Below are 24,198 nucleotides of genomic sequence, written 5' to 3'. Positions count from 1 at the left end.
GTTGTTATTCGGGCAATCAGAAGTCGACGTTGACCCCAAGCTGCCAGGTGCGGCCCGGCATGACCGCCAGCGCTTTATCATTGGCGTCCTGGTTGGTGCCGGTCTCGATATTGCGGCTGCTCAGGTAATCCCAGTATTTACGATCGGTGAGGTTGTAGACCCCGCCATTGAGGCGCACGTTTTTCGCTACCTGCCAGTACGCGGTCCAGTCCAGCATGCCGTAGCCCGGCACGCGCATATAGTCGCTGCTGGCATCGGCGATGGCGGACCCGCTGTTGCTGTAGCTTTCGCGGTTGGTGGCGGTCGCCTGTTTCCCCTTGACGAAGGTCGCCGTTAGGGCGGTGCCGTAGCGTTTCGCCGGATCGTCCCACGCCACGCCGACGATAGCTTTCATCGGCGCTACGCTGTCGAGGTCGACGTATTTATCGCCGCTGTAGCTGGATTTCGATTTCCCTTCGCTATAGCCGAGGGCGAGGGTGGCGCTCAGGCCGTTCACCTGCTCATACCAGGTGCCAAAGTTAAATTTGGTGCTGATCTCACCGCCGTAGATATAGGCTTTATCGCGGTTTTCCGCCTGATAAATGGTGTAGATGTTCGACGGCACGTTAGTGAACTGGCCCGGATTATTCGCCCGGGTATAGCGGGTATAGGCGATAAAGTTCTTATAGCTGTTGTAGAACAGCGCTGTGCGCAGGGTGATGCCTTCGGTAACTTCCCCCTTCAGCCCCCACTCGAGATTATCGCTGGTTTCCGTCTTCAGATCGGTATTGCCGATCAGGGCATACTGCTGGCTGCCGGCGTAGCTGGACCCAAGGTTCCAGGATCCATACAGCTGGCTGGCGTTGGGGAACTGCGCGCCGCGCTGGTACTGCAGGTAGGTCATCAGGCGCGGGGTGAGGTCGTACTGGAAGGTCAACGACGGCAGAACCTGGGTATCGCTGTTTTTACCGTACAGATTCGCCACCGACGATTCGGTCAGCGCACTGCTGTTGGCGGCAAGGTCGGACAGATTTTCCGGCTTCGTCGATTGATGCACCACGCGCACGCCGGGAATGATGGCGAAGTTGTGGCTATCAAGGTCGAAGTTGATCTTATCCTGGACAAAGCCGCCGAGAGTGTAGCTGCGGCTGTCCGCCTCCGGCTGCATGATCTCGCTGTAAACGTTGGGGATCGGCGACTGGCTGAAGGGCCGCTGGGTTTTGCTGGTGCTGGCGTTAAAGCCGGCGCTCAGATCGTGGCGGCCCAGGGTTTTCGCCAGCGCGGTCTGCAGGCCCCAGGTGTCGGTGTCGTAGTTGGAGTTCACCGTCTGCATTCTGCGGGTGATGCTGTCCGGCATATACGTCCAGTCATGGGCTTCGGTATGCTGGTAGTAGATTTTCGTGGAGACGCTGTCGAGGTAGTCATTCATCGGCGTCCAGTCATCCTTCAGGCTCAGGCCCCAGCGTCGGGTCTGGCTGGTCTGGTTGGCGGTGCCGATGGTGCTGTTACCGCTGGAGTCCCAGGTATCGTAGTGGGTGTGGTTGGTTTTATGGTAATAGTCGAAGGTGCTGGTTAGCTTGTGCTCGTCGTTGGGCTGCCAGATCCCGGAGGCCAGAAAGGCATCGGAGTGCCAGTTCGCCGGGTAGGCGTCGACGGTGCCGCTGTTGTTTTCGGTTTCCTGGCCGTCGCGGCGGCTGTAGACCAAAATGCCGCGCAGGAACTCATCGCCGCCGGCGACGGTCACCCCGTTGTGCCAGCTGCGATCCGCGGAGTCGTAGCCGCTGCGATAGCCGAAGGCGCTGGTTTTGCCCGGGCGCAGGTAATCATCCGCCGATTTCGGGCGGAAGGAGACATTCCCTCCGATGGCGCTGTTGGCCGTTTCCGTCGAGGTGGCGCCGGACTGGATATCCACGCTGCCGTACATATACGGGTCGATATAATCGCGGCCGATGCCGAAGGTATTGAGCCCCGAGCGGCCGACGTAGCCGCGGCCGGTGGCGTTGGGCTGGGCGATACCGTCCACGTCGATACCGACGCGGTTGCTCTCCATGCCGCGAATGTTGTAGCCGGTGTAGCCCCCGCGGTCGAAGCCGCTTTTGCCGTTGCCGGATCCGCCGCTGGCCCCGGTGGCGCTGATGAGCGGTTCATAGCGCATGATCGAGCCGAAGTCGTTAGCGCCTTTGTCCTCCAGCTCCCGGGCGCTGATGCTGTGCTCGTTACCGGCTTTTTGCGCCGGCGCCGGCGCGGGAGCGGTGACGGTCATTTGTTCCGAGGTGTCATCCACCGCCTCGCCGCCGATGGCGGAAGTGCCTGCTGCGATGGCAGAAGTTTGATAAATTGCTGCAAGCAAAGAGGTCACCAGCAGGCGTTTTTTACACCCTGCTGCTGACGGAGTCGATTTGTACATAGTCGCCACGCCTTGATCGTTATTAGTATCGGCTCACGCGTTACTTCCAGAGTTGCAGGTTGCTCCGTCTTTTCCGTTGCGGATAGGGTCTTACTCCATTTGTTGATTGCGAATGGTAATGATAGGTATTATCGTTTGCAACAAAATATTCATGTATTCCTCATTTAAACTGCACTTTGTTTACACTGTGCCCTTTCAGCCTGAGCGAGATGACGATGAATTCAAAAGCGGCTATCACTATCACCTATTGTTCCCAGTGCAACTGGATGCTGCGCGCCAGCTGGATGGCGCAGGAGCTGTTACACACCTTCAGCACCGATATCGCCTCGGTGACGCTGGTGCCGGGCACCGGCGGGATCTTCACTATCGATATCGACGGCCAGCAGATCTGGGAGCGCAAGCAGGATGGCGGCTTTCCGGATGCGGCAGAGCTGAAACGCCGGGTGCGCGATGTCTGCTTCCCGGAAAAAGCATTGGGGCATGTTGATAAACCCGCTAACCCGACCTAATCGTTAGGAAAGCGGCTGCGTGGCCCGTTTAAAAGGTGTATTATTGATGCATCTTTTTGTGGAGAGGGAAGTTGACGGTGGGCAAACGCATCGAACGTGAAAAGCAGACGATCGGTCGGATGATTGGGCTTTATCAGCGCCGCTGTCCGGATGCCCGCGACGACGGCGAACACTATCAGGCGCTGAACGCCTACGCCGACAAGCGGCTTGATAAGTGCGTGTTTGGCGACAATAAACCGGCCTGCAAGCAGTGTCCGGTACACTGCTATCAGCCGGCGAAGCGCGAAGAGATGAAGCAGATTATGCGCTGGGCCGGGCCACGAATGCTCTGGCGCCACCCGATCCTGACCCTTCGCCATCTGCTGGATGACAGGCGGCCGGTGCCGCCGCTGCCGGAAAAATATCGACCGAAAAAATAGCGGCCTTTCCCCGGCCTGGGCTGCGCGCAGCCGGGGGACAAGCGCAGCCCCGGTAAGGCGTTAGCCGCCACCGGGGATGGGTGATGAAGCCTTCTGTTTCTGACTATCCCGGATCGTGCTTGTCACAAAGGCGACCACAAACAGCGCGCTGAACAGCACCACGATAGTCGGCGCCGGCGCGCTATCGAGATAAAACGCCAGCCACACCCCTCCCGCCGAGCAGCAGACCGCTACCGCCACCGCCAGCAGCAGGGCGTGGATAAAGCGCCGTACCAGCAGGAGCGCGATCGCCCCGGGGGCAATCAGCAGCGAAATCGACAGAATAATCCCTACCGACTGCAGCGTCGCGACGATGGTCAGGGCGATCATGCACAGCATGCCGTAGTGCAGCAGTCCGCCGCGCAGGCCGCTGGCTTTGGCCTGCGTCGGATCGAAGGCGTGCAGCAAAAAATCCCGCCATTTCAGCCCGATAATCAGCGCAATCACCAGCGCGATAGCCGCCGTTTGTCCAATATCGCTGAGGGAGATCCCGAGCATGTCGCCGAACAGAATATGGTCGAGATGGACGTCGGACTGGATCGCTACGTACAGCACCAGCCCGGCGCCAAACATGCCGGAGAAGACAATCCCCATGATGGTATCGCGTTTGAGGCGGCTGTTGTCGTCGAGAAAACCGGTCGTCACGGCGCAGAGCAGTCCGGCGATAAACGCGCCGATGGCGAAGGGGATGCCGATAATGTAGGCCAGCACCACGCCGGGAAAGACCGCGTGGCTCATGGCGTCGCCCATCAGCGCCCAGCCTTTTAGTACCAGAAAGACCGACAGCAGCGCGCAGGGCACGGCAACGACCATCGATACTGTTATCGCGTTGACCATAAAAGGAAACTGGAACGGGGCCAGGATCAGATTCAGCATGCGGCCTCCCCGGCGCGGCGACGGTTGGCCAACAGGCCATGCTTCGGCGCGAAGATAAAGGTGATGAGGAACAGCAGCGTTTGCGCCACCACGATAATGCCGCCGGTGGCGCCGTCGAGGTAGTAACTGAGCCAGGCGCCGAAGAAGCTGGTCAGGCTGCCGATGGCGACGGCGATGGCCAGCAGGCGCGGGAAGCGGTCGGTTAACAGCCAGGCGGTGGCGCCGGGGGTGACCACCAGGCAGATAACCAGAAAGGCGCCGACGGTCTGCAGCGCCGCTACGGTGCAGGCCGCCAGCAGGGTAAAGAACAGCAGCTTCAGGCCGCGGGTGTTCAGACCAATCGAGCGGGCGTGGTGCTCATCGAAGAAGGTCACCATCAGATCTTTCCACTTCAACAGCAGGATCGCCATCGAGATAAAGCCGATCGCCGCCAGCTGGATAATATCCTCCGGGGCGATGGCCAGAATATTGCCGAGGATAATAGTCTGGATATTCACCGACGTCGGGTTCAGCGACACCATAAACAGCCCGATCCCGAAGAAGGAGGAGAAGATCAGGCCGATAATCGCATCCTCTTTCAGCCGCGACCGCTGCTGCAAAAACAGCATACTGCCCGCCGCCAGGCCGCCGGAGAGAAACGCGCCGAGGGCAAACGGCAGGCCGAGCATATAGGCCCCGGCGACGCCGGGCACAATCGAGTGGGAAAGGGCGTCGCCAATCAGCGACCAGCCCTTCAGCATCAGGTAGCAGGAGAGAAAGGCGCAGACGCCGCCCACCAGCGCCGCCACCCACATCGCATTGAGCATATAGTGATAGCCAAACGGCTCCAGCAGCCAGCTCATCGTGGGCCTCCCGCCGCGCGCCGGCTGATAAACGGCCGCTCGTCATCGGTGATAATCTGCGCTTCCGCACCGGTGAGCGCGACGTGGCGCAGTACGCCGCTGAAAGCCCGCTCCAGATTCTCGGCGGTGAAGGTGGTTTCTGTCGGGCCGCTGGCCAGCACGGTGCCTTTTACCATCACCGTGTAATCGCAAAATTCACTTACGGACCCGAGATTATGGGTGGAGACCAGCATGGTACAGCCCTCATCGCGGAGCTCGCGCAGCAGGCTGATGATCCGCGCTTCGGTCTGCACATCGACGCCGGTAAAAGGCTCATCCAGCAGGATCACCTGGCCCTGCTGAGCGATGGCGCGGGCAAGGAAGACGCGCTTTTTCTGCCCGCCGGAGAGCTCGCCAATTTGCCGATGGCGGTACTCGCTCATGCCCACGCGGGCCAGCGCGGCATCGACAATCTCGCGATCGCGCGGCTTTGCCCGCCGCAGCCAGCCCATATGGCCGTAGCGGCCCATCATCACCACATCCTCCACCAGCACCGGGAAGGACCAGTCCACCTCTTCCGACTGCGGGACATAGGCGACCAGGTTCTGGCGCAGCGCGCGGTTGACCGGCTGGCCGAGGATGGCGATCTCGCCGTGACCGACGCGCACAAAGCCCATCAGCGCTTTAAACAGTGTGGATTTACCCGAGCCGTTAACCCCCACCAGCGCGGCAATAGAGCCGCGCGGTACGCTGAACGAGGCGTCGCGCAGGGCGGTGTGGCCGTTGCGCCAGGTGACGGTGAGCTGGTCGACATACAGACCCGCTTGCGCAGTATTCATGGCTGTTTCCTCATCCCGTCCTGGATACCGTTGACGATGGTTTCGGTGGTGACGCGCAGCAGGTCGAGCCAGGTCGGCACCGGGCCGTCGGCGGCGCTCAGCGAATCGACATACAGCACGCCGCCGTAGTGGGCGCCGGCTTCGCGCGCCACCTGACGCGCCGGTTTATCGGAGATGGTGCTTTCGCTGAAGATGGTCGGGATCTGTTCTTTCTTCATGGTGTCGATAACCTTGCGCACCTGTTGCGGAGTGCCCTGCTGGTCGGCGTTAATCGGCCACAGATACAGTTCGCGCAGGTCATAGTCGCGGGCCAGATAGGAGAAGGCTCCCTCGCTGGTGACCAGCCAGCGCTTATCCTCGGGCAGCTGCGCCAGTCTGGCCTGTAGCGGCGCCATCGTCTGGCGGATCTTCTCTTTATAGGCCTCGGCGTTGCGGCGATAGGTGTCGGCGTGAGGCGGATCGTATTTCACCAGCGCATCGCGAATATTATCGACATAGATCAGGGCGTTATCTGCCGACATCCAGGCATGGGGATTGGGCTTCCCGCTATAGGGGCCTGCGCTGATGCCCATCGGCTGGATCCCCTCGCTGACCACCACCTCCGGGACGCCCTGCAGGTGCTGATAAAAGCGGGCAAACCACCGTTCGAGATTGAGACCGTTGCTGAGGATCAGCTGCGCCCCCTGCGCGCGTTTGATATCGCCGGGAGTAGGCTGGTAGTCGTGGATCTCCGCGCCCGGTTTGGTGATGGAGCTGACGACGGCGGCATCGCCGGCCACGTTCTGCGCCATATCGGCGATAACCGTGAAGGTGGTGATAACCCTGAATTTCTCCTGCGCCGAGGCCGGCGCCGCGGCCAGCAGGGCCAGCGCGCTGGCCAGCAGCCATGATTTCAGCGGTGTCAGGTGCAGCATAGGATCCCTCGCAATGATGTGGTTAATTTCCCAGCGTTTATAGCCATTGCTATGTTATATAGCACAAGCTATTTATAAATGAAAATAATTCTTATTTGCATACGTGGTTAATAATGAGCCGGGAAACGAAAGCGATAAGAAAGTGGAGAGATAAGGCTGGCCCGGCGCGAACCGGGCGAAGATCAAGAGATATCGGCGACCGACTGGCGCGGGATCAGGCGGCCAGCCAGCGAGCGGCCCTCGGCGGTGAAGGTTGGCCGGTCGTCAATCAGGCTGCGGATACGCTGAATACAGTTATCCAGCAGCGCTTCCAGTGGCCAGGAGATGCAGGTCAGCGGTGGGTAGAGCAGCGAGGCGAGCGGGGAATCCTCAAGGCTCAGCAGGGAGACCTCCTGCGGGACGGCGATGGTGAATTCGCGCAGCAGGCGCATTGCCTCAGCCGCGTAGCGGTCGCGTTTAACGATAATGACTGAGTATTTACTGAAGCTGTTAATTAAGGTCAGCAGCGCCTGTTCGACATCATCGTTGGCCGTCAGCACCAGCTGGCGGTTAAAAGGAATGGAGTAGTTCTGCAGAACGTTGCGGTAGCCTTCCATCATCTGGCGGCTGGCATCGTCGCTATCGCTGTCCACCAGCAGGGCGATGTTGCGGTGTCCCTTGCCAATCACATAGCGGCAGGCGCTTTCGGTGGCGAAGGCGAAGTCATAGCCCTGGCTGTTGCTCCCGGCGACGCCGAAACGGTCAAAGGCGATAACGTTGCGCGGCGCGTCGGTAGCAACGGCGCCCAGCACCACCACCGCCACGCACTGGCGCTGCAGATCGTCGATCGCCGCCGCCTGCTCTACCGGATCGCTGACATACTGGACCAGCAGGCTTTTATTCAGCCCTTTCAGCGCCTGCGAGAGGAGCGGCAGCAGACGCGCGCCGTTGCTCTCGTCCTGCGCGGAAATCACCAGACCAACGTGGCTGGATGTCTGACTGGCGAGGTTTTGCGCGGCAAAGCTCGGGCGATAGTTGAGTTCTTCAACGGCCCGCAGCACAGCTTCCCGGCTCTCTTCGCGCACGCCCCGGGTGCCGGTCAGCACGCGGGAAACCGTCGCTCTTGAGACATTCGCTAATCTTGAAACATCATCAATCGTTGGCATGGCTTTTTCTGTCTGGACATTTTCGCCTAGCTTAACATACCTGCTGAAAAAAGTGTCTACCGTGGCCCGTCCACGGCGCCGGGCAGACGGGGCAGCCAGGCCGCGCCGCGCACGCCGCTGGCGTCGCCGAAGCGGGCCGGTTTGATCTGCGTGCGGCAGCTGTCGGAGAAGATCCACGGAACGATGGCGGCAGGCAGATCGCGATAGATCTGGCTGACGTTGGACAGACCGCCGCCCAGCACAATCACCTGCGGGTCGAGAATATTGATCACCGACGCCAGGCTACGGGCAAAGGCATCGATAAAGTGTCGCCAGTGGGCCAGCGCGCGCGGATCGCCGTTTTGCGCCGCGGCGACAATGGCTTCCGCACGGGCTTGTTCCCCGTAGCGGCGGGCGAAGCCGGTGCCGGAGAGAAAGCTTTCGATGCAGTTCGTTTTGCCGCAGTAGCAGGGCTGCGGCGGGCCATCCCGCTCAGAAGTATAGCCCGGCAGCGGATTATGCCCCCACTCCCCGGCGCCGGCGCCATCTACCGCCTCCGAAAGGGTGAAGCAGTCGGCATCGTTTGCCATCCACACCGGCTGGCCAAGCTGCTGCATGATATCCCGGCGCAGATCGTGGCCGTTGAGCACCAGGCAGTTGCAGTTTTTAATGCGTCCGCTTTGCGGATCGATTGCCCCAGGCAGGCCGATCCCCAGGGTGAATGGCTGGGGGCTGACCGCGCGAATATCGGCAATCAGGGTCAGCAGCTGACGCATAAAGGCGTCATAGCTCTCTTTGTGGGTCGGCCGGCGCAGGCGCTGGACGCATTCGCCTGCCGGGTCCAGCAGTACGGCTTCCATTTTGGTGCCGCCAATATCTATTCCAAGATGTAACATAGTGACCTCGGGGAATCAGACCCGGCCAGCGCGCCTGGCCGGGGAACGCGCTAGGCGTGAAGTGGTTGCGCGCGGTAAATCGCAATCAGTTCGGCAATCAGCTCTTTCGCCAGAATGGAGGTCATCAGGTGATCCTGAGCATGGACCATTACCAGCGTCATTTTGGTTTTTCCCTCGCCTTCGTCAGCTTCGATAAGCTGGGTCTGTACAAGGTGAGCTTCGCGGGAATAGTGCGCCGCTTCCTGCATTTTGGCGTCGGCGGTGGCGAAATCACCCGCTTTAGCAGCGTGCAGCGCTTCGTAGCACAGACTACGTGACTGGCCGGCGTTGATGATGATCCCCATCACCTGTTCTTCTAATTCCATGATTATCCTCTGAATCGTTAGCGTTAAGCGGTTTGCGCCGCGTTGTCAGCCTGGCCGACGGCGTTTTCACGCTCCTGGGCCAGCAGCTGTTTTTCGTAAGCTTTGAGAAATGGCAGGTACATCACCATGGCGGTGGCCATACAAATGAGGCACAGGATCACCGGGCTAAAGCTCCAGTTCGCCGCCCACGAGGCGCCGATGGGCGCCGGCGTTGTCCACGGCGTCATCGATACTACGCGGCTGACGAGATCCAGCTTCAGCGCAAAGTACGCCAGGGTCGCGTTGACCATCGGCACCAGCACGAACGGCAGGAAAAACAGTGGGTTCATGATGATCGGCGCGCCGAAGAGGATCGGTTCGTTAATATTGAATACCCCCGGCACGACCCCCATCCGGCCAATCGTCCTCAGATGCACGGCCTTGCTGCGCAGCAGCATCAGCGCCAGCGGCAGGGTGGAGCCGACGCCGCCGATCAGCAGATAGTGATCCCAGAAGCCCTGGACATAGATGTGCGGGATAGCGGTACCTGCCGCCATGGCCGCCTGATTGACCGACAGGTTGGCCATCCAGAACGGGTTCATGATCCCGGTGACGATCAGCGCGCCGTGGATCCCGGCGAACCACAGCACCTGACAGACCAGCACTGACAACAGAATGGCCGGCAGCGTATCGGAAGCCGCGACCAGCGGTTTGACCAGCGACATGATCGCTTCCGGAATGATCATCCCCAGCTGAGCCTCGATAAACAGGTTCAGCGGATGCAGCGTCAGAATGATCGCCAGCACCGGGATCAGGATCTCGAACGAGCGCGCCACCCCGGCAGGCACTTCCGGCGGCAGACGAATGGTGATGTTATGCCGCTTGAGGAAGGCGTACAGCTCGGTGGAATAGATGGCCACCAGAATGGCGGTGAAAATCCCCTGACCGGAGAAGTAGGCAGTAGAGATCTGGCCATCTTTCAGCGGCGCGGCCACCAGCAGAAAAGACATCAGCGACAGCATCCCGGCGGTCAGCGAGTCCAGGTGATGGTGTTTGGCGAGGCTGGCGGCGATCCCGACGGCAATGAACAGGGTCATCACCCCCATGCTGAAGTTGAACGGCAGCATCAGCGCATCGCGATGATCGAGCGAAAATTGCAGCCAGGCGCGGGCAAAGCCCCACGTCGTATCCGGAGAAAACGGCGGAAAGATAAATACCAGCAAAAACGAGCCTACGATCATAAAGGGCAGGGCGGTAATAAAACCGTCGCGGATCGAGGTGATGTATTTTTGCTGGCCGATCGCCCCCGCCATAGGCGTGATCTGCCGTTCGATCACATCGATCAGTTTAGCGTACAGAGAGCTCATGTTCTTTCCTTAGTTCTTGTTTTCAATGAGGGAAAGGGCGAAATCGAGGACCGCGGCGCCTTTTTGCATGCCGTAGTCCATCATATTGATGGGTTCGACGCGGATACCGTATTTATCCGCCTGTTTTTGCAGATCCTGCTGCATGTATTTCACCTGCGGCCCCAGCAGCACCACCTGATAATGGCCAACCTGTTCGGCGAACTCCGCTACGCCATAGGCATTGATCTCTACCGGCAGATCCCGCTGTTCGGCTTCGGCAATCATTTTTTTCATCAGCAGGCTGGTGGACATGCCTGCCGAACAACACAACATTATTTTTTTCATAAGTACCGCTCCTGATGAGGTTGGATGAGCGGACTATAGTCAAAATGGATGCATTACGGAAAGCGCTTTCCGTTTGTGGATTTATTAATTGTGACCATGATCACCTATGGCAGGCTTTCACTTTCCGGTGTTGTGGGCGATCATCCCGGCGAGACAACCATTCGCAAAGGTAGGAGTATGAACATTCAGTTAATGAATGTGGCCGTGGATATCATCGAGCAGCGGCTGGCGCCGCTGGCGAATGTTCTGACGCGCAACAACCACATTACGGCGATGCGCGATAGCTTTGCGCTGGCGATGCCCTTTGTGATTGTTGGCAGCCTGTTGGTGCCCATTTTGTTTCCGCCCGTTTCCATAGACGGCGCCTCGCGTTTCGGCCAGGTCTATTTGCTGCTGCGGCCTATCCTGCTGCCGACCTTTCAGCTAACCATTGGCCTGGTGGCGCTGATTGTCGCCTTCGGCGCCAGCGCCAGTCTCGCCAAGCAGTACCGTCTGCCGGAACGGCTCTGCGGTTTAACCGGGTGTCTGGCTTTTCTGCTGTTTATCGGCTTTCGCGAGACTGCGGTGAGCAATGTTTATCTCGGCGGTATGGGGATATTTACCGCCCTGATATCCAGCACCTATTCCATTGAGATAATTCGCTTTTTCTACAAAAAAGGCTGGTGTATTCGCTTGCCTGATGAAGTGCCGCTGATGACCCGCAATGGCTTTCAACTGCTGATCCCGCTGCTGGTGGTGATGCTGTCGATAAGCGTGATGAATGCCATACTGCTGCAGACCACCGGACGCATCGTACCGGAGTTGATCAGCGAAGCGGTGCGGCCGCTGGTGCTGGCGTCCGACACGCTGATGGCGGTACTGATCTCTTTATTTATCTGTAACTTACTCTGGTTTATCGGTATCCATGGCGCGCTGATCATCACCGGGATCATGAACCCCTTCTGGATGACCTATCTGTTTGAAAATCAGCAGGCGCTGGCGGCGGGTTCGCCAACGCTGCCGCATATTTATCTGCAGGGGTTCTGGGATTTTTACCTGCTGATCGGCGGTATTGGCTCCACTTTGCCGCTGGTGCTGATGGCGATGCGCAGCCGCTCGCGGCAGCTGAAAAGCGTGGCAAAAATTGGCCTGCTGCCGTCGCTGTTTAATATCAACGAGCCAATACTGTTTGGTTTTCCGGTAATCATGAACCCGGTTTTTTTACTGCCGTTTCTCTTTGTTCCGCTGATAAATGCCTGTATCGCATGGTATTTAACTCAGCTGGGTATCCTCGACCGCGCGGTGGCGATGCTGCCATGGTCGATGCCTTCCCCGCTGGGGGCAGCATGGTCGGCGAACGGTAGCTGGAAAAATTTGTGCATGAGCCTGTTCGCGATGTTTAACGCCTGGATGCTCTATCGCCCCTTCTTCAAAGTGTACGAACGCCAGCTCGCGGAAACCGAACGCTGACCCCCTCGCCGTCGGCGGCTTATCCCCCGGCGGCACTCATTCACCTGCTCCTCCTTCCGCTCTGCTGCCGGCTCCCGGCGGCATTCTTGTTATTTTATGTGATCAGTCTCACGAATATATTCGTCGCAGAGCGAATTTTGTGAACCAGATAGGCAATTATGGAAAGCGCTTTCCATTAACGGATGTACATTTCCATTTTTGATCCGTAAATTTCCCCTCCGTTATCGGTTCGTGTTAACAAACATAACGTGGGAAAAAAATAATGATAAAGCTGAAACATTCAATACCTCTGGCTCTCCTCTCGCTGGCAGGGGCCAGCAGCCTGGCCTGCGCCGATCCGAAGTATGATTTTGCGCTGCATGGCTATATCCGCTCCGGGATCCTGGCGAACTCCGATGGCAACCGCGCGGACTCCGTCGGCCTGATGCCGGACGGTAAGTGGCGACTGGGCAACGAAGAAGACACCAAGATCGAACTGATCCCCACCGTGACGCTGACGGCGGACAGCGGCGTGGTGGCGAAAGTGCAGGCCAACCTCACTCACCAGTCGAAATGCACCTCCGACTGGAACTGTCAGGATGACGATGGCCATGACGTACAGTTTCGCGAAGGGTTCGCCGAGCTGAGCAATCTGGATTTTGCGCCGGAGATGACCTTCTGGGCCGGTAAGCGCTACAGCAGCTCCAACACCTCCAGCCATCAGTTCGACTGGGAGTACATTCAGTACAACGGCACCGGCGGCGGCTTCGACAACATGGATCTCGGCTTCGCCCGCTTCGACGCCGGGGTCTACGCCTTTTCACCCACCGATGAAACCAAAGCCTACCCGGTGGATAAGGGAGATCAGGGCTACCCGGATGACTATTCCCTCAACCTGTGGCTGAAAAAGATCGCCGGGACAGGCTTCGATCTGGAGCTGATCGGCCACCATATGAACCGTAACGAAAACCACCCGACTTCCGCCGAGAAGGGTTATGGCGTGACCGGTATTTATAACTTTGACGGTTTCTATGGCCTGACCGGAGGCTACTCCCGCCTCGCATTGCAGTACGGGAAAGGGCTGGCGGCGGGTGACTCGCTGGGTAAAAACGGCTGGGGCTGGGCCAATCTGGAAAACACTCAGTCCTGGCGAGTGGTGCTGGATAGCGTGGCCTCGATGGGCGACCTGGAGATCTCGACCTTCGCTTTCTGGCAGAAAGATAAAAACTACCGCTGGTGGACGGAAGATGACCGTGGCTGGGGACGCTCGATGTGGGTCGCCGGTATCCGCCCTTATCATCAGATCACCCGCAACTTTGCCATGCAGTACGAGCTGGGCTACGAATACCTGGATGACAAAAACTACAAAGGGGTCAACGGCAAAGGCAAAGGCGGCCTGACCAAAGTCACCGTTGCGCCAACCCTGACCTTTGACTCCGGTTTCTGGGCACGCCCGCAGCTGCGCTTCTTCGTCACCTACGCGAAGTGGGATAAAGGTGTCTCCGATGCGCTGGACGGCAACTACAACTGGGATACCAATACCATCACCGCCGGCGGGTATTCCCGCAGTGGCTCTACCGACACCGTTAACTTCGGCGTACAGGCCGAGGTCTGGTTCTAAGGAGAGACAACGATGAAGCCGATGAAAAACCTGCTGCTGATGGGGCTGCTGTCCGCGCTGGGAGCCGGCGGGGCGCTGGCCGCCGAGCGCTCGCACTTTACGCACTTTATCACTCGCGACGGCGCCACCCTCAAGGACGGCGACAAGGTGTTTCGTTTCGCCGGGATCCACGCGCCGGAGCTGCACCGCATTGAAGACGACGCCCGCGGCCCCTGCAGAGCAGACCCGCGCGGCTGGGGACAATACTTTAAATGGCCAACTGCGCAGGAGCAGCAAAACTGGATCCAGGCGATGGTGCAAACCGGGGCGAAAGCCCAGCGCGTCTACGTGCTGTCGGTGCAGCAGGAATTTGATAAAGCCTGCGGGCGCGAGACCCATATTCTGGCGCCGGAAACGGCGGACGGCATGCCGCGGCTGAATGAGAAAGCCATGCGGGTGTATGACAACATGATTGCCGAAGCGGACAAACAGGGATTGCGTCTGATCCTGCCGTTTATCGACCACTGGTGGTGGTGGGGCGGGCGCGAGCAGCTGGCGGCGTTCTATCATGAAAAAGCGGAAGACTTTTATCGGACCGATAGCAAGACCTTCAAAGCCTATCTGGATGTGATCCGCCAGGTTATCACCCGGACAAATACCGTCACCGGTCGCGCCTACTATGATGAAAAGGCGATCATGGCCTGGGAAACCGGTAACGAGCTGGAGGATACCAACGCCGATTTCCTGCATCAGACCGCGGCGTGGATTAAAAAGTGGGCCCCTCACCAGTTAGTGGTGGATGGTACCTATAAGAAAATCAATTCCTTTGCGCTGACCGACCCCAATGTAGATATCGTCAGCAATCACTATTACACCAATGCCGATAATAACCATCCCGGGCAGGTGACGCAGGATCTGCGCGCCGTCGGCGGGCAAAAAGTCTATCTCGTCGGCGAGTTTGGCCTGCTGCCGGCAGATCAACTGAACGCCATTATGCAGTCGATCGTTCACAGCGACGTCAACGGGGCGCAAGCCGCCGGCGGGCTTGTCTGGGGATTCCGTGGCCATCGTCACGACGGCGGCTTCTACTGGCATAAGGAGTCGACCGGGCACTACAGTTACCACCTGCCGGGGTTTGCCAAAGAAGGCGAAGCGAACCAGGAGCAGGCGGTGGTCGATTTGGTGCGCACGGCCGCGGCGCAGATGGCCGGGCAGCAGACGATGGCGCCGCTGCCGAAGCCGGACGCGCCTTTGCTGCGCGAGACCACCTCGCCCTTCGCGATCAACTGGATGGGAGCCGCGGTGGGACGCAGCTACGATGTCGAACGCGCTGGCTCGCCGACCGGGCCGTGGACGGTGGTGGGCCGGGATATCTCCGATGGCGTTAACGAATGGAATCCGGAAACCATGGTTCTGTTCCGCGACGATTATCGTCAGCTTCAGCTCGGGCATATGTACTACTACCGGGTGACGGCGAAAAACGAGAGTGGTCGTTCTGCCCCTTCCAATGTGATTAGCGTGCAGCATAGCGAGGAGAATCAGCCGCCGGTTATCACGCTGGAACCGGCCCTAACCACCACGCAGGACCAGGGCGTCAAGCTTACGGCCAGCTGGCAGGACGATGGCCTGCCGTCGCGAGAGGTTAAGGTGGGCTGGCAGCACGCCGGTGAGGGACTCGTGCATTTCTGCCATGCCGATCGGGCTCAAACCCGGGCCTGGTTTACGACGCCAGGTACCTATGCGCTGACGTTCACTGCCGACGATGGGCTGCTGAAAAGCAGCAAAACCGTGACCGTGACGGTGGGCGAGGCGGCGGGGAAAGCGCCGGCGGATTTCTGTCGTTATCACGGCGAAGTTTATGGCGTGGCTGAGGGGCGCCTGACGGTAATGAAGAGTGATAAAGACGCGCTGGCAGTTGGCGAGGACGGGTTCCTCGGCCCATTTGCCAGCGAGGGGGATAAGATCAGCTGGCATGTGCAGGCGCCGTGGAGCGGTCAGTTCCAGCTCAACGTAACCTTCAACGGCAAATGGGGCGGCAAGCAGAACTCCTTTGTCGTCAACGGGGGCGCTCCGCAGGCCGTGGCCTTCCCGCAGACGGATGAGCAGGGCCAGCAGCTGCGGATACCGGTGACGCTTAACGCGGGGACTAATCAGATTGACTTCGGCCGCTTCGCCGGCGACTGGGGCTATATGTTCATTAAATCGATCGAAGTGGTCGTGGAGTAGTACGTTCAGGCTGCGCCAGACGGGCGCAGCCTTTTTTCGAAGGAGAGGTTATGCAGCAGTATCAGTTTCCGCAAGGGTTTCTGTGGGGGGCGGCGGCGTCTGGCCCGCAAACGGAAGGGGTCACCAATAAGCGCCATCGTTCCATCTGGGACAGTTGGTTTGCCGAACAGCCGGAGCGATTTTATCAGCAGGTAGGGCCGCAAACCGTGTGTGATACTTATCATCAGTATCCGCAGGACGTGGCGCTGATGAAAAAGACCGGCTTCAACTCGTTTCGCACCTCAATTCAGTGGTCACGACTGATCGCTGATTTGGAAACCGGCGCGCCGGACCCGGACGCGGTGCGTTTTTATCACGCCTATCTTGATGAGATGATCGCCAACGGCATTGAGCCGATGATCAATCTCTACCATTTTGATATGCCGGAGGTGCTGCAGAAACAGTACGGTGGCTTTGAATCGGCGCACGTAGCAGAGCTGTTTGCCCGCTTTGCCCGCACCGCCTTTAGCCTGTTTGGCCATAAGGTTAAATACTGGATAACCTTCAACGAGCCGATTGTACCGGTTGAGGGAGGCTACCTGTACGATTTCCACTATCCGTGTAAGAAAGATGGTCGGCTGGCGGCGCAGGTGGCGTTTAACATTATGCTGGGGCATGCCAAAGCGGTCACGGCTTATCGTGAACTGGCGCTGGCGGGCGAGATCGGCGTGGTGCTCAACCTGACCCCGAACTATACGCTCACCGATAGCGACGCGGATAAAAAGGCCGCCGGGTATGCCGACCTGTTTTTTAACCGCAGCTTCCTTGACCCGCTGGTAAAACATGAATTCCCCAAAGCGCTGTGCGAGATCCTCGCCGCCCACGACTGCCTGCCGACGACCAGCAAAGACGACGTGGCGTTGATCCTCAGCGCGGAGATCGATTTTCTTGGGGTGAATTATTACGTGCCGCGGCGGGTAAAAGCGCGTGAGAGCGAATATGACCTCGATTATTTCACCCCGGAATACTATTTCGAAAACGCGGTGAACCCGCAGGGCCGCTTTAACCCCTATCGTGATAACAACGAGATCCTGCCGCAGGCTATTTATGACATTGCCGCCAATATTCGCGAAAACTATGGCAATATTAAGTGGTATCTCGCGGAAATCGGCATCGCGATGGATCGAGAATCAGAGGGAGAGCCCGGGGCGGACGGGGTGATAGACGATAATTTTCGCATACAGCTGATGGAGGAGCATCTGGTGCAACTGCACCGCGCCATTGCCGACGGCGCGAACTGCTTTGGCGTACACCAGTGGACGTTTATCGACAACTGGTCGTGGATCAATGCCTTCAAACGGCGCTACGGCTTCTGGCGACTGGATCTGGAGACCGGCGAGCGACATATAAAACGCAATGCGCTGTGGTTTGCCGAACTGGCGACCAGCAACGGTTTTACCAGCGACAAATAGCGCTCTGCGCCAGCGCTCCCTCTTACCGGCGCGCAAAGAGGGAGCGTGCGAGGCTACACCAGCTCGTCTTTATTAATGCCCAGCCGCTTCATGCGCGACAGGAGCGTGGTGCGCTTCAGCCCCAGCCGCTGGGCGGCGCCCTTCGGCCCGGCCACCACGCCGTTGCTCTCCTTCAGCACCCGGACGATCAGCTGATATTCATCTTCGCCTTCCTCAGGCAGGACCTCTGGCGACCGCGGAGGCTCGACGATATCCCGCTCCGGCAGGGAGAGCTGCAGCACGTTGCCGCGGGTCAGCAGCACCGCCCGTTCGATGACGTTTTCCAGCTCGCGCACGTTGCCCGGCCACTCCATGCGCGTCAGGGTACGCAGGGTCTCCGCCGGAATGCTGTCGATATTGCGTCCCATGCGGCGGGCGATTTTGAAGGTAAAGGCCTTCACCAGCAGCGGGATATCGTCGGGACGCTCGCGCAGCGGCGGCAGGTGGATCGGGAACACGTTGAGCCGGTAGTAGAGGTCGCTGCGAAATTCCCTGTCGATAACCATCTGCTTGAGATCGCGGTTGGTGGCGGCGATCAGTCGGACGTCGGTCTGGATCAGCTTGTTGCTCCCCAGGCGCTCGAACTCCTGCTCCTGGAGAACGCGCAGCAGCTTGGGCTGCAGCTCCAGCGGCATATCGCCCACTTCATCAAGGAACAGGGAGCTTTTGTCCGCCAGTTCGAAGCGGCCGATACGCTGGGCGCTGGCCCCGGTGAAGGCTCCGCGTTCGTGGCCGAACAGATCGCTCTCCAGCAGACCGGCGGGCATCGCGGCGCAGTTCATCTTCACCATCCGCCGACTGTTTCGTCCGCTGAGGTTATGAATGGCGCGGGCGATAAGCTCTTTGCCGGTGCCGGTTTCACCGAGGATCAGTACGGTGCTGTCGCTGTGGGCCACCATCTCGACCTGCTTGAGCACATTGTTCATCGCCTCGCTGCGGCCGATGATCTCCCCGAATTCGCTCTCGACATTGTTGAGCTGCTCGGTGAGGGCGAGGTTCTCATCCACCAGCCGCTCTTTCAGGCGCTGAATTTCACGGTAGGCGAGGGCGTTATCGATAGCGATCGACACCCGCTCGGCGATCTGCCGCAGCAGCTTGAGATTGGTGGTGGTAAACACCTGTTCGTCGCATTGCGCCAGCTTCAGCACCCCGAGGAGGGTGTTGCCGGACATCAGCGGCAGCAGGCACAGGGTCTGGATCTTGTTGCCCCACATTTCGAAGAGCATCTTCTCGTACGGCGCGAGGGTGTCATGCTCGTGCAGATTAAGCAGCAGCATCTCTTTGCTTTTGAACACGCGCTCGGTGAGGGTGCCCGCTTCATCTACCTCGCTCTGGTCGTGAACCGGATGGCTGGCATCGAGATAGTGTGTGGAATAGATGTTGAGCTTCCCTTTGCGGTTGCTGCGCAGCACCACGCTGATGGCGTCGATCCGGAAGTAGCGATGGATCTCTTTCGCCACCTCGCTGACCAGCTCGTCGATATCCAGACGCGAGAGGACCGCGTTGGTGATCGCCACCAGGATGCGGAAGTTGTCGCGCTCGTGGCACAACAGATCGTAATCGACGTTGTTGCTGACCCGGTTCTGAATCTGCTCGCTGACGACGGCGACGATCTGCGCGAAGGTATGCAGCCGCTGGAACTCTTTCTCGCTCCATGGCCGGTTGTCACGGCGCAGAAATTCGCAACCGCCGAAGATCCGCCCGTCGGCCGCCAGCGGCAGCAGCGAGTAGTACCCGAACGGGCGATAGATCCCGCTGCGGATAAGCTGCGGCCAGGTGTCGGCAAAGGTCTCATGATCGCAATGCAGGGCATCCGGCCGGGAGAGTAAGCGGCGCACTGGTCCGTGGGCGAGCACGGTTTCATCTTCATAGCTCACCGGCTGGCCTGCCTCATCGCAGGCGTATCTGGCCGCGCGGTGGTTGCCTGCGTTCCACAGGATAATGGCCGCTTCGTCGGCCAGTGCGGACTGTTGCACCAGGCGGGTCAGGGTTTCGCTCAGCGCAGCCAGATCGGGCTGCTGTAATAAAAGCCGGGTGATATCAAACAGACCCTGCTGGCCGAGATCGCTCATCGGTGTATACGACATGGCTTACATCCAAAACGCGCCGGCAACGCGGCGCATAAGAAAATGATGGTACAAATAATAGTATGTTAATAAAGCGGTTATTGCCGCTTTAACCCATCCGTGGGCGCCCGCAGGTTTGGGCGGGACAATCATGCTGGCTTTTCCCGGCTCGCGCTGCGCTTAGCCGGGCTACATGTGCGCGCCGTGTTGTAGCCCGGATAAGGCGCCAGCCGCTATCCGGGACCCGACGCCGTGGTTAACAAATTCTCGGCAGCGGCTCGGCGTGGGGAAGATCGAGCGTCCGCTTCACGCCGTACAGCCCGACGGAACGCACGCCCGGGCGGGCGACCACCTCGCCGATTATCGCCGCCTCGCGTCCCAGGGCGTGAGACCGTATATGCGCCAGCACGTTTTCCGCTTCTTCGCGGGCGACGGCGATCACCAGCTTGCCTTCATTGGCGAAGTTCAGGGCGTCCAGCCCGAGCAGCTCGCAGACTCCGCGCACGGTGTCGTTGACCGGCAGCTTCGCCTCGTGCAGTTCAATGCCGCAGCCGCTGGCGGCGGCGAACTCATGGGCGACGGCGTTGACGCCGCCGCGGGTGGCGTCGCGCAGGGCTTTGACGCCGCGCAGCGGCCGCAGGGTTTGGATCAGCGGCGTCAGCACCGCGCAGTCGCTGGACAGCGCGCCGTCGAGCCCCATCTGCTCGCGCAGATTAAGGATGGTGGCGCCATGATCCCCCAGCGTGCCGCTGACCAGCAGCACATCGCCGGCGCTGATCTGCTGCGTCCCCCAGCGAACGTCTGCCGGGATGGCGCCGATGCCGGCGGTGTTAATAAACAGCTTATCCGCCGCGCCGCGCGGCACCACTTTGGTGTCGCCGGTAACGATGGCGATCCCTGCCGCCCGGGCGGTATCGGCCATGCCGGCGACCACCGTTTCCAGGGTAGCCATCTCCAGCCCCTCTTCGAGAATAAACCCGCAGGAAAGATAGCGGGGGATAGCGCCGCTGACCGCCACATCGTTGGCGGTACCGCAGACGGCCAGCTTGCCGATATTGCCGCCGGGAAAGAACAGCGGGTCAATCACATAGCTGTCGGTGGAGAAGGCGAGACGATCCCCCTGGGCGGCAAGCGCCGCCAGATCGAGACGCGCCTGATCCTCCTGCTCCGCCAGCCAGGGGTTGGCGAAAGCCTGCATAAACAGGTCGCCGATCAGCTGCTGCATTGCCTGACCGCCGCTACCGTGGGCTAACTGGACGCTTTTCATGCTTCATATTCCTGACTGCGATATTGATACCAGGCGGCGCAGGCCCCTTCCGAGGAGACCATCAGCGCGCCAAAGGCGCTTTGCGGATTGCAGGTGCTGGCGAAGAGCGGGCACTGGTGCGGTTTACAGCGGCCGGTCAACACCTCGCCGCAGCGGGCGCGCGGGTCGTCGCACACGCGCTGCGGCGCCGGGCGGAAATGGGCCTCGGCATCGAAGCGCTGATAGGCCGGCGTGAGGTGCACGCCGGAGTCGCTGATGACCCCCAGACCGCGCCATTCGCTGTCGCCATCAAGGCAAAACACGTCGGCCATCGCCGCCTGCGCCAGCGGGTTGCCGGCATCCGGCACTACGCGGCGGTACTGATTTTCCACCTCGCTACGCTGCGCTATTGTCTGCTCAACCAGCATCACCGCGCCTTGCAGTAGATCAAGAGGTTCGAAACCGGCGACCACTAACGGGCGATGATAGTCGCTGGCGATAAAGCCGTAGGCTTCTGTGCCGATCACCATACTGACGTGGCCGGGGGCGAGAAAGGCGTCGATACCGTTGTCCGGCTGATCCAGCAGACTGCGCAGGGTCGGCAGCAGGGTGATGTGCTGGCAGAAAAAGAAGAAATTATCGACGTTGCGCTCCCGCGCCTGACGCAGGGTGAGGGCGGTGGCGGGCATGGTGGTTTCGAAACCGAGACCGAAAAAGACCACCTCACGCTGCGGGTTTTGCTGCGCCAGCCGCAGGGCGTCCATCGGCGAATAAACGATGCGGACATCGGCGCCGCGGGCTTTCGCCTGCAGCAGTGAGCCGTTTTTGCCCGGTACGCGCATGGCGTCGCCGAAGGTACAGAAGATAACCCCCGGACGACTGGCAATCTCAATGCAGGCGTCGATGCGCCCCATCGGCAGGACGCACACCGGGCAGCCGGGACCATGAATAAATTCAATATTCTCCGGCAACAGCTGGTCGAGACCGAACTTAAAAATGGCATGGGTATGACCGCCGCAGACCTCCATGATGCGCAGCGGTCGCGCGGCGGTGTGCGGCAGCAGATGGGCACGCTGCTGAAGATGGGCCACCAACTGCATGACCTGCTCAGGGGCGCGGTATTCGTCAACGTAACGCATTATCGCTCCTCGCCGTACAGCAGGGCGCCGACGTCCGGCTCTACGTCAAACATATTTTGCAGCGCTTCGAGAGTGTCGCGGGCTTCGGCTTCATTAATCACGCTCATGGCGAAGCCGACGTGCACCAGCACCCACTGGCCGAGACGCGGCTGGCCCTGCTCGTCAACGGCGCCCACCAGCGTCAGGTCGACGTCGCGCTGAATGCCGCAGACTTCCACCTTCGCCAGCACGCCGTCGATGGCGCAAATTTGTCCCGGAATGCCTATGCACATCGCTGCGTCTCCAGCCAGGTGAGCCACTGATCCATGCCTTCGCCGCTGGTGGCGGAGAGGAGGATAATGTCAATATGCGGATTGACCTCGCGGGCGCAGGCCAGGCACTTCTCGACGTCGAAATTGAGATACGGCAGCAGGTCGACCTTGTTGAGCAGCATCAGGCTGGCGGCGGCGAACATATGCGGATACTTCAGCGGCTTGTCTTCGCCTTCCGTGACCGATAGCACCGCCACCTTATGGCGTTCGCCGAGATCAAAGCTCGCCGGGCAGACCAGGTTGCCGACGTTTTCAATAAACAGAATGCCGTGGTCAGCCAGCGGCAGGCGCGGGGCGGCGTCGGCGATCATCTGGGCGTCGAGATGGCAGCCTTTCCCGGTGTTGACCTGAATCGCCGGGGTGCCGGTGGCGCGAATGCGGGCGGCGTCATTGACCGTTTGCTGGTCGCCTTCAATCACTGCGCAGTCGGCACGCCCTTTCAGCCGGGTGAGGGTTTCGGTGAGCAGGGTGGTTTTGCCGGAGCCGGGGCTGGAAACCAGATTCAGCACCAGCTGCTGCTTAGCCGCAAAGCGCGCGCGGTTGCGCGCCGCCAGACGGTTGTTTTTATCCAGCACGTCGATTTCCACTTCCAGCATGCGCCGCTGGCTCTGGCCCGGGGCGTGAGTCCCCGCTTCGCCATGGCCGTAATGCAGATCGCCCTCTGTCGTGCGGGTGGGGGCGAAGTGGTCGGTTTTTACGCCGGTGATGGTCATCGTCTGGCGTGGGGCGGGCGCGAAGGGGGCGCTGCGGAACGCGGAATGCGGGTTTCGTTCGTCTCCTTCAATATAGAGGTTGCCTTCTCCACAGCCGCATGTTGTACACATAATTTACTCCAATTCTAAACGCTGAATCTGTAAGCCGTCATCCGCCACGATCTGTAGCTGGTCGTTATTGCAGTGCGGGCAGCGGCGGACGTGCTGCGAGACAAGATGGACGTACTGCTGACAGCGTTCGCACCAGCATTCAGCCTGTTGTTCGGCGATATGCAGTTCGCACCCCTCCGCCAGCGTGCCGCGGCAGACCAGCTCAAAGCAGAAGGTCAGGGCGCTGGCTTCCACACAGGAAAATGCTCCCACCTTAAGCCACACGCCGGTCACCCGCCGCGCGCCGGCCTGCTGCGCCTGTTGTTCAATAATTTCCAGCGCCCGCTGGCTGAGGGTGATTTCGTGCATAGTCGCCTCCGTATCGCGATGCGCCTTTTATGCAATAACGGTGCCAGAAAGGACTCGTGGCGGCAGGAAATGTCGATGACGACGCGCCGGGGCTGTCATCGACATGTCGCGTCGGCAGGGAATAAATATAAAAACATAATTAAATCAAATAAATAAAACGTGGCACGGAAAATGCTTAGACGGTGCATCTCATGCTACGGAGAAACCGATATGACTATTTGGGAAATAAGTGAAAAGGCGGATTACATCGCCGACCGTCACCGGCAGCAGCAGGAGCAGTGGCATATCTACTGTAACTCGCTGGTTCAGGGGATCACCCTGTCGAAAGCCCGCCTGCATCACGCGATGAGCTGCGCGCCGGACAAAGAGCTGTGCTTCGTGCTGTTCGGCCATTTTCAGGTGTTCGTCGCCCTGGCGGAAGGCTTCAACAGCCACACCATCGAATACTACGTCGAAAACAAAGGCGGCGGCGATAAGTATCTGATTGCTCAGGCCACGCTCGCCGCGGATGGCACGGTGGATGGGCGGATCAGCAACCGATCCCGCGACCAGGTGCTGGAGCATTATCTGGCGATTATCGCCACCGTCTATGACCGTCTGTACGACGCCATGGAGCAAGACCAACCGGTGGACTTAAGCCATCTGGCCCTGACCCACTGATC

General features: G+C 59.7%; 23 protein-coding genes. 7 read left to right on the top strand and 16 right to left on the bottom strand.

The window, feature by feature from the left end; genetic code table 11:
- Positions 1 to 16: 16 nt before the first annotated feature.
- Positions 17 to 2,386, bottom strand: a complete 2,370-nt coding sequence (locus tag AC6CWS_RS11370; protein ID WP_065881974.1) for a TonB-dependent receptor domain-containing protein — start codon at positions 2,384 to 2,386, stop codon at positions 17 to 19.
- Positions 2,387 to 2,601: 215 nt separating this feature from the next.
- Here AC6CWS_RS11370 and AC6CWS_RS11365 point away from each other — a divergent pair, with 215 nt between their 5' ends.
- Positions 2,602 to 2,895: an Rdx family protein gene (locus tag AC6CWS_RS11365; protein WP_004205627.1), complete on the top strand. Its 294-nt coding sequence runs from the start codon at positions 2,602 to 2,604 to the stop codon at positions 2,893 to 2,895.
- 77 nt (positions 2,896 to 2,972) lie between these two features.
- Positions 2,973 to 3,314 (top strand): nitrous oxide-stimulated promoter family protein, encoded by a 342-nt coding sequence (locus AC6CWS_RS11360; protein WP_023290806.1) that lies wholly within the window; start codon positions 2,973 to 2,975, stop codon positions 3,312 to 3,314.
- Between the two features lie 60 nt (positions 3,315 to 3,374).
- On the opposite strand, the gene AC6CWS_RS11355 is transcribed toward AC6CWS_RS11360, so the two are convergent.
- The 9 genes from AC6CWS_RS11355 to AC6CWS_RS11315 form a co-directional block, all read right to left on the bottom strand.
- On the bottom strand, positions 3,375 to 4,229 hold the full coding sequence (locus AC6CWS_RS11355) for a metal ABC transporter permease (protein WP_065881970.1): 855 nt from the start codon (positions 4,227 to 4,229) through the stop codon (positions 3,375 to 3,377).
- A complete protein-coding gene (sitC, locus tag AC6CWS_RS11350) occupies positions 4,223 to 5,071 on the bottom strand; it encodes an iron/manganese ABC transporter permease subunit SitC (RefSeq protein WP_023290804.1) in 849 nt (282 codons plus the stop codon). Before sitC ends, AC6CWS_RS11355 begins: the two co-directional genes overlap by 7 nt.
- Positions 5,068 to 5,889 carry a manganese/iron ABC transporter ATP-binding protein gene (locus AC6CWS_RS11345; RefSeq protein WP_044524512.1) on the bottom strand — a complete coding sequence of 274 codons (822 nt, stop codon included), beginning with the start codon at positions 5,887 to 5,889 and terminating at the stop codon, positions 5,068 to 5,070. Before AC6CWS_RS11345 ends, sitC begins: the two co-directional genes overlap by 4 nt.
- A complete protein-coding gene (locus tag AC6CWS_RS11340; RefSeq protein ID WP_065881967.1) occupies positions 5,886 to 6,803 on the bottom strand; it encodes a metal ABC transporter substrate-binding protein in 918 nt (305 codons plus the stop codon). The genes AC6CWS_RS11345 and AC6CWS_RS11340 overlap by 4 nt, the downstream gene beginning before the upstream one ends.
- A gap of 182 nt (positions 6,804 to 6,985) precedes the next feature.
- Positions 6,986 to 7,948 (bottom strand): LacI family DNA-binding transcriptional regulator, encoded by a 963-nt coding sequence (locus tag AC6CWS_RS11335; protein ID WP_065881965.1) that lies wholly within the window; start codon positions 7,946 to 7,948, stop codon positions 6,986 to 6,988.
- Positions 7,949 to 8,004: 56 nt separating this feature from the next.
- Complete coding sequence (locus tag AC6CWS_RS11330; protein WP_102004477.1) at positions 8,005 to 8,823, bottom strand: ROK family protein; 819 nt, start codon at positions 8,821 to 8,823, stop codon at positions 8,005 to 8,007.
- A 50-nt stretch (positions 8,824 to 8,873) separates the two neighbouring features.
- Positions 8,874 to 9,188: a PTS lactose/cellobiose transporter subunit IIA gene (locus AC6CWS_RS11325; RefSeq protein WP_002914983.1), complete on the bottom strand. Its 315-nt coding sequence runs from the start codon at positions 9,186 to 9,188 to the stop codon at positions 8,874 to 8,876.
- Positions 9,189 to 9,211: 23 nt separating this feature from the next.
- Positions 9,212 to 10,534, bottom strand: a complete 1,323-nt coding sequence (locus AC6CWS_RS11320; RefSeq protein ID WP_065881961.1) for a PTS sugar transporter subunit IIC — start codon at positions 10,532 to 10,534, stop codon at positions 9,212 to 9,214.
- Between the two features lie 9 nt (positions 10,535 to 10,543).
- Positions 10,544 to 10,858, bottom strand: a complete 315-nt coding sequence (locus AC6CWS_RS11315; protein ID WP_048335108.1) for a PTS sugar transporter subunit IIB — start codon at positions 10,856 to 10,858, stop codon at positions 10,544 to 10,546.
- A gap of 177 nt (positions 10,859 to 11,035) precedes the next feature.
- Between AC6CWS_RS11315 and AC6CWS_RS11310 the strand changes: the two genes are divergently transcribed.
- The 4 genes from AC6CWS_RS11310 (at position 11,036) to AC6CWS_RS11295 (ending at position 17,563) form a co-directional block, all read left to right on the top strand.
- Positions 11,036 to 12,307: a PTS sugar transporter subunit IIC gene (locus AC6CWS_RS11310; protein WP_004151052.1), complete on the top strand. Its 1,272-nt coding sequence runs from the start codon at positions 11,036 to 11,038 to the stop codon at positions 12,305 to 12,307.
- A 262-nt stretch (positions 12,308 to 12,569) separates the two neighbouring features.
- The gene (locus AC6CWS_RS11305) at positions 12,570 to 13,907 is read left to right on the top strand and encodes a maltoporin (protein WP_065881959.1); all 1,338 of its coding nucleotides are present in this window, start codon (positions 12,570 to 12,572) and stop codon (positions 13,905 to 13,907) included.
- A 12-nt stretch (positions 13,908 to 13,919) separates the two neighbouring features.
- Positions 13,920 to 16,112 (top strand): CBM35 domain-containing protein, encoded by a 2,193-nt coding sequence (locus AC6CWS_RS11300; protein ID WP_102004476.1) that lies wholly within the window; start codon positions 13,920 to 13,922, stop codon positions 16,110 to 16,112.
- A gap of 50 nt (positions 16,113 to 16,162) precedes the next feature.
- Positions 16,163 to 17,563, top strand: a complete 1,401-nt coding sequence (locus tag AC6CWS_RS11295; protein ID WP_323109542.1) for a glycoside hydrolase family 1 protein — start codon at positions 16,163 to 16,165, stop codon at positions 17,561 to 17,563.
- A 53-nt stretch (positions 17,564 to 17,616) separates the two neighbouring features.
- Here AC6CWS_RS11295 and flhA read toward each other — a convergent pair whose 3' ends face one another.
- The 6 genes from flhA to hypA form a co-directional block, all read right to left on the bottom strand.
- Entirely contained in the window at positions 17,617 to 19,689 is a 2,073-nt protein-coding gene (gene flhA, locus AC6CWS_RS11290; RefSeq protein WP_023290801.1) for a formate hydrogenlyase transcriptional activator FlhA, read from the bottom strand.
- 235 nt (positions 19,690 to 19,924) lie between these two features.
- Complete coding sequence (gene hypE, locus AC6CWS_RS11285) at positions 19,925 to 20,935, bottom strand: hydrogenase expression/formation protein HypE (protein WP_065881953.1); 1,011 nt, start codon at positions 20,933 to 20,935, stop codon at positions 19,925 to 19,927.
- Positions 20,932 to 22,053 (bottom strand): hydrogenase formation protein HypD, encoded by a 1,122-nt coding sequence (gene hypD / locus AC6CWS_RS11280; RefSeq protein WP_048335098.1) that lies wholly within the window; start codon positions 22,051 to 22,053, stop codon positions 20,932 to 20,934. The genes hypE and hypD overlap by 4 nt, the downstream gene beginning before the upstream one ends.
- Positions 22,053 to 22,325: a HypC/HybG/HupF family hydrogenase formation chaperone gene (locus AC6CWS_RS11275; protein ID WP_002914934.1), complete on the bottom strand. Its 273-nt coding sequence runs from the start codon at positions 22,323 to 22,325 to the stop codon at positions 22,053 to 22,055. Before AC6CWS_RS11275 ends, hypD begins: the two co-directional genes overlap by 1 nt.
- A complete protein-coding gene (gene hypB, locus AC6CWS_RS11270) occupies positions 22,316 to 23,188 on the bottom strand; it encodes a hydrogenase nickel incorporation protein HypB (RefSeq protein ID WP_023290798.1) in 873 nt (290 codons plus the stop codon). The genes AC6CWS_RS11275 and hypB overlap by 10 nt, the downstream gene beginning before the upstream one ends.
- Before the next feature lie 3 nt (positions 23,189 to 23,191).
- Positions 23,192 to 23,536 carry a hydrogenase maturation nickel metallochaperone HypA gene (gene hypA, locus AC6CWS_RS11265; RefSeq protein ID WP_004205644.1) on the bottom strand — a complete coding sequence of 115 codons (345 nt, stop codon included), beginning with the start codon at positions 23,534 to 23,536 and terminating at the stop codon, positions 23,192 to 23,194.
- A gap of 210 nt (positions 23,537 to 23,746) precedes the next feature.
- Here hypA and hycA point away from each other — a divergent pair, with 210 nt between their 5' ends.
- Positions 23,747 to 24,196 carry a formate hydrogenlyase regulator HycA gene (gene hycA / locus AC6CWS_RS11260; protein WP_004205645.1) on the top strand — a complete coding sequence of 150 codons (450 nt, stop codon included), beginning with the start codon at positions 23,747 to 23,749 and terminating at the stop codon, positions 24,194 to 24,196.
- Positions 24,197 to 24,198 lie beyond the last annotated feature (2 nt).

It is taken from the genome of Klebsiella sp. M041, from assembly GCF_059759695.1.
The sequence above is the reverse complement of the archived record's forward strand: the minus strand, read 5'-3'. Positions and strand labels throughout refer to the sequence as shown.